9 protein-coding genes and 2 pseudogenes are annotated in these 10131 nt (G+C 54.8%); 7 read left to right on the top strand and 4 right to left on the bottom strand.

What is annotated here, in order from left to right; translation table 11 throughout:
- From HA41_RS16490 to fruB, 3 genes and pseudogenes are all read right to left on the bottom strand, one after another.
- Positions 1 to 259: pseudogene (locus tag HA41_RS16490) on the bottom strand (PTS fructose transporter subunit EIIBC); the annotation flags it as partial.
- A 16-nt stretch (positions 260 to 275) separates the two neighbouring features.
- Positions 276 to 1213: pseudogene (gene fruK, locus HA41_RS16485) on the bottom strand (1-phosphofructokinase).
- Positions 1210 to 2340 carry a fused PTS fructose transporter subunit IIA/HPr protein gene (gene fruB / locus HA41_RS16480; protein WP_094121672.1) on the bottom strand — a complete coding sequence of 377 codons (1131 nt, stop codon included), beginning with the start codon at positions 2338 to 2340 and terminating at the stop codon, positions 1210 to 1212. The pseudogene fruK and the gene fruB overlap by 4 nt, the downstream one beginning before the upstream one ends.
- Here fruB and HA41_RS20800 point away from each other — a divergent pair.
- Positions 2311 to 2505, top strand: coding sequence for a hypothetical protein (locus tag HA41_RS20800; RefSeq protein WP_143807350.1), 195 nt, complete (start codon positions 2311 to 2313; stop codon positions 2503 to 2505). The two genes, fruB and HA41_RS20800, sit on opposite strands and share 30 nt — an antisense overlap.
- A gap of 106 nt (positions 2506 to 2611) precedes the next feature.
- Here the strand turns inward: HA41_RS20800 and HA41_RS16475 are convergent, their stop codons facing one another.
- Positions 2612 to 2866 carry a YkgJ family cysteine cluster protein gene (locus HA41_RS16475; RefSeq protein ID WP_094121671.1) on the bottom strand — a complete coding sequence of 85 codons (255 nt, stop codon included), beginning with the start codon at positions 2864 to 2866 and terminating at the stop codon, positions 2612 to 2614.
- 164 nt (positions 2867 to 3030) lie between these two features.
- Here HA41_RS16475 and yeiP point away from each other — a divergent pair, with 164 nt between their 5' ends.
- From yeiP to HA41_RS16445, 6 genes are all read left to right on the top strand, one after another.
- A complete protein-coding gene (gene yeiP, locus HA41_RS16470) occupies positions 3031 to 3603 on the top strand; it encodes an elongation factor P-like protein YeiP (RefSeq protein ID WP_094121670.1) in 573 nt (190 codons plus the stop codon).
- A gap of 79 nt (positions 3604 to 3682) precedes the next feature.
- The gene (locus tag HA41_RS16465) at positions 3683 to 4657 is read left to right on the top strand and encodes a CobW family GTP-binding protein (RefSeq protein ID WP_094121669.1); all 975 of its coding nucleotides are present in this window, start codon (positions 3683 to 3685) and stop codon (positions 4655 to 4657) included.
- Positions 4658 to 4701: 44 nt separating this feature from the next.
- The gene (locus HA41_RS16460) at positions 4702 to 5409 is read left to right on the top strand and encodes a phosphatase PAP2 family protein (RefSeq protein ID WP_094121668.1); all 708 of its coding nucleotides are present in this window, start codon (positions 4702 to 4704) and stop codon (positions 5407 to 5409) included.
- Between the two features lie 513 nt (positions 5410 to 5922).
- A complete protein-coding gene (gene mepS / locus HA41_RS16455) occupies positions 5923 to 6498 on the top strand; it encodes a bifunctional murein DD-endopeptidase/murein LD-carboxypeptidase (protein WP_094121667.1) in 576 nt (191 codons plus the stop codon).
- 224 nt (positions 6499 to 6722) lie between these two features.
- Complete coding sequence (locus HA41_RS16450; RefSeq protein WP_094121666.1) at positions 6723 to 8285, top strand: cyclic di-GMP phosphodiesterase; 1563 nt, start codon at positions 6723 to 6725, stop codon at positions 8283 to 8285.
- A gap of 30 nt (positions 8286 to 8315) precedes the next feature.
- Positions 8316 to 10127, top strand: a complete 1812-nt coding sequence (locus HA41_RS16445; protein ID WP_094121674.1) for an extracellular solute-binding protein — start codon at positions 8316 to 8318, stop codon at positions 10125 to 10127.
- Positions 10128 to 10131: the final 4 nt, after the last annotated feature.

Here is a 10131-nt window from a genome sequence, read left to right as displayed (position 1 = left end):
CGGCCTGCCAGGGTTTCGCTTCGGCTCTGGCGCGGTTGAGGAAGGTTTCTGGCTCGCGGATCGCCAGCTGAACATCACCCTGCCACAGCGGTTTACCGTTCAGTGTCGCGTCATCCGGCACGTTTTTGCCCAGCACGATGACCTGTTCGGCCTCGGCGGGATTATCAGTGAGCGTCAGGCCCGCGGCGGTCAGACGTTGTTGCGCCATGTAAGCGGAAGCCAGTCCCAATGAAGGATCTTTTATCAGCAGCGTTTTCATTATCGCTCTCCTGCTGTCAGTTAACGGGTTGTAAGTCGACGCGCGCCATCATTGCGGCCAACTGGGTACGATCGGAAACGCCAACGTTACTCTGGCTGACGGCCATCGCCGCCACTGCCGTCGCAAGACGCAGCGTATGTTCACTGGATTCGCGCATTAACAGCCCATAAATCAGGCCGCCCACCATTGAATCGCCCGCGCCGACGGTGCTGACCACTTCGCACACCGGCGGTTTGGCAAGCCATTCACCCGATGCATTGACCCACAGCGCGCCTTCTGCGCCCAGCGAGATCACCACATGGGCGATGCCCTGCTCACGCAGTTCATGGGCAGCGCCAATCACATCCTGCAGGTCCGGCAGTTTGCGACCAGCCCAGATTTCCAGTTCACGGCGGTTAGGTTTAACCAGCAGGGTGCGGCTTTCAGCCCGGCGACCAGCGCATCACGACTGCTGTCGAAAATAATGCATGGGCAATGGGTACGCAGCTCGGTCATCCAGCGGGTAAAGGCTTCAGGATCGACCCCTTCCGGCAGGCTGCCGCTGACGCAGACCATATCGAACTGGCCCAGCCAGGTCAGAGAGTCGCTGGTGAAGCGGTCCCAGTCCTGGCCGGTGACCTGAAATCCGGAGAAGTTCAGATCGGTGACATCGCCAGTCTGCTCGGTCAGTTTGACGTTAATACGGGTGCGGCCAGGCACGACCTGAAAACGGTTAGCAATACCCAGTTCGCTAAATAGCTGCTGAAAGCCGTCCTGATTCTCTTTTCCCAGGAAACCGCCAACGGTGACATCGATGCCGAGATCTTTCAGCACCTTAGCAACGTTAATGCCTTTGCCCGCCGCGTGCAGCCCGGTGGTTTTTACCAGGTTAACTTCGCCACGTTCAATTTCAGGGGTATAACCCACCAGGTCATAGGCCGGGTTCAGCGTGATGGTTGCGACGCGTCTGCTCATGCTGCCCCCTCGCCCAGTCCGCTGGTGATCGCTTCTTCAATCGCCTTGAGCGCCTGTTGTGCGTCTTCACCGCTGGCCGTAAAGCGCAGGCGATGGCCTTTCTTCACGCCGAGCGCGACCACTTTCATCAGGCTGCGGCCGTTGGCGGGTTTGCCACTGCCATCAAGATTGGTGACAGTAATGTCGCTGTTGAACTGCTTGATGACGCTGACCAGCGCGGTACCCGGACGGGCATGTAAACCGTGCTCGTTGCGGATAGTAAATTCTGCAGTCAGGACCTCAGCCTGCTCGTCCACTTCACTGGTGAGCAGCGCATAGACACCTGCGGCATCGGCTTTCAGCAGGCGGTCTGCTTTGCCTTGCTGTAACAGCGCGCTGAGGTAACCCAGCACTTCCAGTGGACGTTCATCCACCGCCGCTACGCTGATTAACAGCGCCGCAGATTCGCCCTGATGGTCAAAGGGATGCGCGGCGCGGCTAACGGCTACGCCACTACGCAGGTTGCCAAGGCTACTGTCGCTCAGCCAGATCCCCTGACCGAGACTCAGCGGCGGATTGGAAACCACGTCAGCGACGTAGCTGGCATCGACCACGCCCGCCGACTGCAGTCGACCGGCATTCATTGCCTGTAAAGTGATCAGATCACTGGCGGCGACGTTCAGGGTAATTAATGAGGTGTCGAAGCTGAATTCGGCGGCTTGTTTTTCGCCCATCAGCAAGGCACGCAGATCTTCAGCAGAGGCGGTTTTCAGCTGTTCAGCGATGCTGTCATCGCTCAGAACGTGGGTTAGCTGACGCAGCAGCGCCAGATGCTCGTCCGATTTGGCGGCAATGCCAATGGCCACATAGGCGGTCTGGTCGTCGCCCCAGCTGATGCCCTGCGGAAACTGGAACACCTGGACGCCGGTTTTCAGCACCAGATCGCGGGTATCGGTGGTGCCGTGCGGAATCGCGATGCCGTTACCCAGAAAGGTTGAGGTTTGCTGCTCACGCGCCAGCATACCGTTGACGTAGCCGTCCGTCACATTACCGGCAGCGGTCAACGCTGCTGCAACCTGACGAATGGCCTCTTCTTTATTCTGGGCGCTGGCTCCGGTATGGATGGCCTGCAATTCGAGCTGGAACATAATTCTCCTCGCTTGCTGAGATTGAATCGTTTCAGCCAGTGGGGAAATTATTACGCCATCCTGCTGAAAACAGGTGGCGCGGTCACCGCTGAAACGTTTCAAGGATTGTGGTACAGCGCCTTTCAGCAGGCAAGAAAATGCGCAATCGGCGTAGCAGATTTTTGATGTTACGCACATTTCATCGACGTTTTAAAATTTTGCTGCCTGGGTGCTGACACGGTTGCTGTAAGCCTGGCGTAAACTCAGCTAAAGGTTCAGCAACGTCAGCGAATCAGGGTGCGGTGTCCGCTTCCAGCTGCAACAGATAGATCATCGCCTGCTGACGTGAATCGCCACACATACTGTGTGTGGGCTGCAGGCCGGCACACACGGCGGGACGTAAGTCAGATCCAAACAGCTTGCAGCGTAACGCCTCGTCAAGCTGCACGCAGGGCGTGTTAGCGGGTTTGCCGTTGGGCATGCCGGGGATCGGTGAAGAGATGGAGGGCGCCGTACAACAGGCACCGCAGTGGCTACGGCATTGCATACTGTGCTCCGGCAGAGAAAGTCGCGGTGACAATAGCAGTCTGATGGGGTAATTGCCACGTCTGCCGCTGCCTGAGGTAAAATTTCACTGTCGCCATATTGCCAGTTTTCACCGGCGCGAGTAACGTGGCGCGCACTTCACTTTCAGAGATAGCGAGAACAGCAATGCCAAAAGCGAATGAAATCAAAAAAGGAATGGCCGTTACCCATAACGGAAAACTGCTGCTGGTTAAAGATATTGATGTCCAGAGCCCAAGCGCACGCGGTGCCGCCACCCTGTATAAGATGCGCTTCACCGATGTGCGTACCGGAATGAAAGTAGAAGAACGCTTTAAAGGCGACGAGATTATTGATGCGATTTCGCTCAGCCGCCGCAGCGTCACCTTCTCTTATATAGACGGTGATGAGTATGTGTTTATGGATGACGAAGATTACACCCCTTACAGCTTCAAAAAAGAGCAGATCGAAGAAGAGCTGCTGTTTATTCCTGAAGGCGGGATTCCGGGCATGCAGGTGCTAACGATGGAAGGCCAGGTGCTGGCGCTGGAACTGCCACAAACCGTCGACATGGAAATTGTCGATACCTCGCCCGGCATTAAAGGTGCCTCAGCCAGTGCCCGCACTAAACCGGCAGGCATGAGCACCGGTCTGGTGGTTCAGGTGCCGGAATATCTCAGCAATGGCGACCGCATCCGCATTCATGTTGCTGAGCGCCGTTATATGGGCCGCGCCGACTGATCGCACAGCCTGAACGTTGTCGGGTTACTGATTGTTATAATATAACACTTTATCCCGACAATGCTGAGGAGACGGACCGATGACACGGGTCAATCTGATCACCGGATTTTTAGGCAGCGGCAAAACCACGCTGTTATGCCATCTGCTGGCCACAAAGCCTGCCGATGAACAATGGGCGGTGCTGGTCAATGAATTTGGTGAGATCGGTGTCGACGGTGCGCTGCTGGCGAACCGCGGCGCAACGGTAAAAGAGATCCCCGGTGGCTGCATGTGCTGCGTCAACGGCCTGCCGATGCAGGTCGGGCTGAATATGCTGTTAAAGAATAAGCCGGATCGACTGCTGATCGAGCCGACCGGTTTAGGTCATCCACGTCAGTTACTGCAGATGCTGAGTTCCCCGGCTTATCACGACTGGCTGCAGCTCAACGCGACCCTGACGTTGCTGGATGCCCGCCAGCTGGCCGATCCACGCGTGGTCGCCAATGAAAATTTCCGCGATCAGCTGGCCGCGGCTGACGTGATCATCGGTAACAAGCAGGATCGCTGGCAGCCGGAAGATTATCAGCGCTTAGCCCGCTGGCAGCAGGATGCGCGGGATCAACGACCCTTTATCGCCACCGAATTTGGTCAGATCCCGCTGGCGCTGCTGGATACGCCGCGGGGTCAGCCACGCGAGCTGCCGGTGCCGCAACATCATCATCCTGTGTCTGTACCGGTCAGTGGCGTCGCGGCACTGCGGCTGGAAGGTCAGGTGCGCTGGCGTAGGGCGCTGAACCAGGGGCATGACTATAGCGCCTGTGGCTGGCTGTTTGACCCTGAGACGCAGTTTGATCGGGCGGCGCTGCTGGAATGGGTACGGCTGGCACCGGGCGACCGGATAAAAGGCGTCATGCGCGTCGAAGAGGGATCGCTGAATATTAATCGTCAGGGCGCGGATCTGCAGATTGAAACGCGATCGCTGCCGCCCGCCAACAGCCGTATTGAGATCATTGATTCGCAGCAGGCTGACTGGAATAGACTACAATCGGCGTTGTTGAAGTGCCGTTTACGCTGACAAGGGTATTGTCGGCGGTTATTTTTTTAATCATGAGTTTAACTATGCGCGTAACTCGCCTTATTACCATCCTGTTGCTTAATGCATTGGGCGTGGTGCTATTCCTGTCGTGGTATCTGCCGCCTGCACATGGTTTCTGGTTCGGTATCGATAAATCGATTTTCTTTGGCTTTAATAGTCGGATGATCATTCACTCCGGCTTTGCGCTGCTGGTGGCGATCACTAACTATCGTGGCTTTGATGCGGTATCGCTGCTGGCGATGGGCCTGCTTTATCTGTCGATCTGGCGAAGTGAAACCCCGCAGGCACGGCGCCGGATGCTGGCTATCGGCATTACCATGCTGCTCACCGCGGTGGTGCTCAACCAGCTGGGCCATCTGTTGCCGGTGAAGCATTCCAGCCCGACGCTGTTCTTCGAAAACGTGCATCGGGTCAGTGAACTGACCGGTATTCCGGCTAAAGATGCCTCGAAAGACAGTTTTCCTGGCGACCACGGCATGATGCTGATGATCTTCGCCTGCTTTATCTGGCGTTATTTTGGTTTCAGCCGCTTTTTAATTGCGGCGGCGATTGTGGTTATTTTTTCACTGCCACGGATTATGGCGGGTGCGCACTGGTTCACCGATATCGCCGTTGGTTCCCTTTCAGTGGTATTAGTGGGATTAAGCTGGTGGTTATTAACCCCGGCCAGCGACCTGCTGGTAAATTGGTTTTATCGCAAATTGCCAGGTCAATATAAGCCCCTGGCTTAAATGATAAGCGCGGGTGCAATAATGGCCTTATTCTTAGCCGCCCGCGCTTATAAGAAAACCTTATTTACTATTAGCAGGCTAATTAAATCCATTAAAAGAAAAGGTTATGAGCCGCTTCATTGTTCAAATACTCCTCAAGCCCGCTTGTCTATAAAGAAAATTCTCAAATAGCAGGCTACAGGCGGAATTAGCGCCATTTTGTCCTCCTGCTCTCACCATCATTTGACCACAATTGTTGCTAAATTAGTCAGTGTGTTAAGGTTTGATTTCACATCAGAAAAACCTATAAGAATTTGATTGAAAGCACTCGCCACGGCGTCTGGAATCAGTTAACCTCAGTCGCTGTGGGGTAACAGCAACAGAGAATTCGATTTTTTTACAGTAAAAATGTGTTCATTAACACATTTTAGTAATTAAGGAATTGTCTTAGTCTGTTTCGCTTATTAATCTCCCTGTTTTGTCATCTGGCTGGCGACAATCTTGTCGTAAGGACATCGAAGGAAAACCCGAATAATGGTCAAGTCTCAACCAATACTGAGATATATCTGGCGAATCGTGCCTGCTGTGGCACTGGCAACTCTCCTCTCAGCTTGTAGCAGTACCCATAACGGTCAAAACGCGAATAACGAGAATCATGAAGTTAACAACCACAATGGTTTTTTACTTCAGGCGTCTCAGGATGAGTTTGAAGAAATGGTGCGTAACGTCGACGTTAAGTCGCGCATCATGGATCAATACGCTGTCTGGAAAGGCGTGCGCTATCGCCTGGGTGGCGATACCAAACGCGGTATCGATTGTTCCGCCTTTGTACAACGCACCTTCCGCGATCAATTTGGCTTAGAACTGCCACGTTCAACCTCTGAGCAGCAGGGCACCGGTAAAGAGATTTCACGCACTAAACTGCGTCCTGGCGATCTGGTGCTGTTCCGTGCCGGTTCCACTGGCCGTCATGTTGGCATCTATCTCGGTAATGATAACTTCGTTCATGCTTCCACCAGCAGTGGTGTGATGATTTCAAGTCTGAACGATAATTACTGGAAAAAGCGTTATCGTGAAGGGCGACGCGTATTAAGTCGTAACCCGACCTGATTACCGCCTTTGATCTCCTTCTCAGCCAGAGAATATGAAACGCTGCTTACGCAGCGTTTTTTTTCGTCTGTTGCCCTTACCCGCCTCAGACTGATGGCATAAAAACCATTGTCCTTCAGAAGAATAACGAGACATTCCCCGCCCTCCCGTTATATTCTCAGGCGCTTACACCGAAGCAGTCGTGCGCAATAACATAATAATAATTTTATCAGAGGAAGCACCTCATGCCACTGTCGGGGGCGCTGATGCGCCATGCAACCTATCCTCGTCGAATCGCATGGAGCAGCGCGATGGTCGGCTGCCTGTTCTTTTTATTATTTACCGCACTGTCGCTTAACCATCTCTGGCACAAGCGCGAGCAACAACATCAGCAGTTATTAGAAAATAGCCGAACGGTACTGCAGCAAACGCTCTCCTCGCTGATTAATAACACGCTCAGTCCTCTGCTTCCCTTTACCCAGACCCCCTGCCAGACCATCAATCGCGAACTGACCTCACGCGCCGCCTTTGCCGGAAATCTTCGCGCGATTCTGCTGGTTAATGACGGCAACGCCTTTTGCTCGTCGGCCACCGGCAGCTTTAACCTGCCGCTCAACGTAATAGCGCCAATGAGTGATACAACGCGCGATATTGATCTGCAACTGATGGGTGGTACTCCGTTGCAACCGAATAAACCGGCGCTGGCATTGTGGATCAGGAACCCTGGCAGCGCGCAGTCTGGTGTCTTTGCCACCCTCAATATTACCCTTGCGCCTTATCAACTGCTGCCGTCATGGCGGCCGGAGATCGCTGGCATGGCGCTGGTGTCGCAGCGCAGCGCGTTAACCAGCTGGCAGCCAGGCGTGATCGATAACACTCAGCTGCCCCCGCCGCTGTTGCAGCAGTCCCTGCCGGGTTACCCGCTGCAATTTGTGTTATATGGCACTACGCTGGCGCTCAGCGATTATCAAAATATTCTGCTAAGCAGCCTGCTGCTCTCTGTGCTGGTCACCGGCGGTTGCTGGCTGCTGCTGTCGGTCTGTCAGCGGCCAGGAAAAGATCTGATTCAGGGCATGAAGCGCGGCGAGTTTCATATCGAATATCAGCCGCTGGTGACCTCTCACGACGGTCAGCCCTACGGTATGGAAGCGCTACTACGCTGGACGCATCCTGTCGAGGGGCCGATCCCACCGGATGTGTTTATCGGTTACGCCGAGGCGCAAAACCTGATTATTCCGCTGACCCGGCACCTGTTTCAGCTGGTCGCCCGCGATGCCCAACTGCTTTGTCATACCCTTCCCCGTCACGCCAGCCTCAGTCTGAATATCTCCCCGCTGCACCTGGCTGACAGCGGTTTCCGCCAGGATGTGCTGCGCTGGCTCGACACCATGCCCGCCGCGCATTTTAGCTACGTATTTGAAATCACTGAGCGAGCCATGGTGCGCGATGAAAATGTCGGCGAACTGTTTGACTGGCTGCATCAGCAAAAGATCAATATTGCGATTGATGACTTCGGCACCGGACACAGCGCGCTGATCTATCTGGAAAAATACGCCTTCGATTACCTGAAAATCGATCGCGGTTTCGTTCAGAGTATCGGCACCGATACCCTGACCTCTCCGGTGCTGGATACGGTGTTACAGCTGGCGAAAAAGCTCAATCTGAAAAGCGTGGCGGAGGGCGTTGAGACCGGCGAACAGGCCGCCTGGCTGATCAATCGCGGTGTCACCCATCTTCAGGGTTACATTTTTAGTCGCCCGCTGCGGCCTGAAACGCTGATAGACTATTTCCAGCGTCATAATGCCTGAATTGAAAAATCACAGGAGAGCGTAACCGTGGTGCTGCTTCGTGCTGGATTATTATTGCTGTGTGGTCTGCTCAGCAGCCCGTTACTGGCTGCCAGCATCAAAGAAAGTTTCGCCTTCACGCAGGCTGGCGAAGCAAAATACCCGCCCGACTTCAGCCATTATGACTACGCCAATCCCAATGCCCCTAAAGGTGGCAGCATCACCATGGCAGTGGTCGGCACTTACGACAACTTCAACCGCTACGCCTCGCGCGGCAATCCCGGCGTCAATACGGACACCTTATATGACGGTCTTTATACCGCGTCGGATGATGAACCCGGCAGCTACTATCCGCTGATTGCCCTCTCCGCCCGCTACGCCAGTGACTTTACATGGATCGAAATCCGCCTGAACCCCCATGCCCGCTTTCAGGATGGCACGCCCATCACCGCCGGGGACGTGGCGTTTTCCTTTACCAAATTTATGACCGAAGGGGTGCCGCAGTTTCGCGTTGCCTATCGCGGCGTCACGGTTAAGGCGCTGGATCGCCTGACGGTACGGATTGATGCCGGGCAGCCGCCGGACAAAGATCGGATGCTGGGATTACTTACGCTGCCGGTGCTGGCGGAAAAATTCTGGCGCGACAAAAAGTTTAACCAGCCGCTGAGTTCACCGCCGCTGTCGAGCGGCCCCTATCGCATCAGCCAGTGGAAGCTGGGCCAGTTTATTGAATACAGCCGGGTAAAAGATTACTGGGCTGCCGATCTACCGGTTAACCGCGGGCGCTTTAATTTCGATCGCATCCGCTACGACTACTATCTGGATGACAATGTGGCGTTTGAAGCCTTTAAAGCGGGCGCATTCGATTTTCGGGAAGAGTCTTCAGCCAAAAAATGGGCCACGCAGTATCGCGGCCGCCATTTCGACGATCACAGTATTCTGAAAGAGACAGAGCCAAACGAAGCCGCTATTGATACCCGCTGGCTGGCGTTTAACAATGAAATACCGTTGTTCCACGATCGCCGGGTGCGTCAGGCGCTGACGCTGGCGTTTGATTTTGAGTGGATGAACAAGGCGCTGTTTTATGGCGCTTATCAGCGTGCCAGCAGCTATTTCCAGAATACCGATTTTGCGGCCAGCGGTTTACCCGACGCGCAGCAGCAGGCATTACTGGCACCCTGGCGCGCGCAGTTGCCGCCTGAACTGTTCACGCAGCCTTATCATCCGCCCGTTACTGACGGCAGCGGGTACGATCGCGCCAGTCTGTTACAGGCATTTGCCTTGCTGAAACAGGCGGGCTGGCAAATTAAAGATCGCCGGCTGGTGAACGCGAAAACCGGTCAGCCATTTAACGTTGAACTGCTGTTGCGCAGCGGGACCAATACCGAATGGGCGCTACCGCTGCAGCACAATCTGTCGCGGCTCGGCATCACTCTCAATCTGCGTCAGGTGGACAGTTCACAGTATCTGCGGCGGCTGCGCGAAGGCGACTATGAGATGATCGCCACCGTTTATGGCGCGATGCCGATCCCCTCCTCCAGCCTGCAGGTTTACTGGCAGTCGGACTATATCGCTTCATCCTGGAATACTGCACGGGTTAAAGATCCCATCGTCGATCATTTCGTGAAACAGATCGTGGCGCATCAGGGCGACCTCCCTGCCCTTCGGCCGCTGGCACAAACGCTGGATCGTATTCTGCTGTGGAATGCCTATATGATTCCGATGTGGTACAACGCAGAGCAACGGCTGGCGTACTGGGATAAGTTTTCCCATCCGGCCCGCAAACCGGCTTACAGCCTCGGGCTGGAAAACTGGTGGTATGACGTGAACAAAGCTGCCCGGCTGCCGGCCAGCAAACGCTAAGGAG

The organism is Pantoea conspicua (assembly GCF_002095315.1).
Lineage (GTDB): Bacteria > Pseudomonadota > Gammaproteobacteria > Enterobacterales > Enterobacteriaceae > Pantoea > Pantoea conspicua.
The sequence above is the reverse complement of the archived record's forward strand: the minus strand, read 5'-3'. Positions and strand labels throughout refer to the sequence as shown.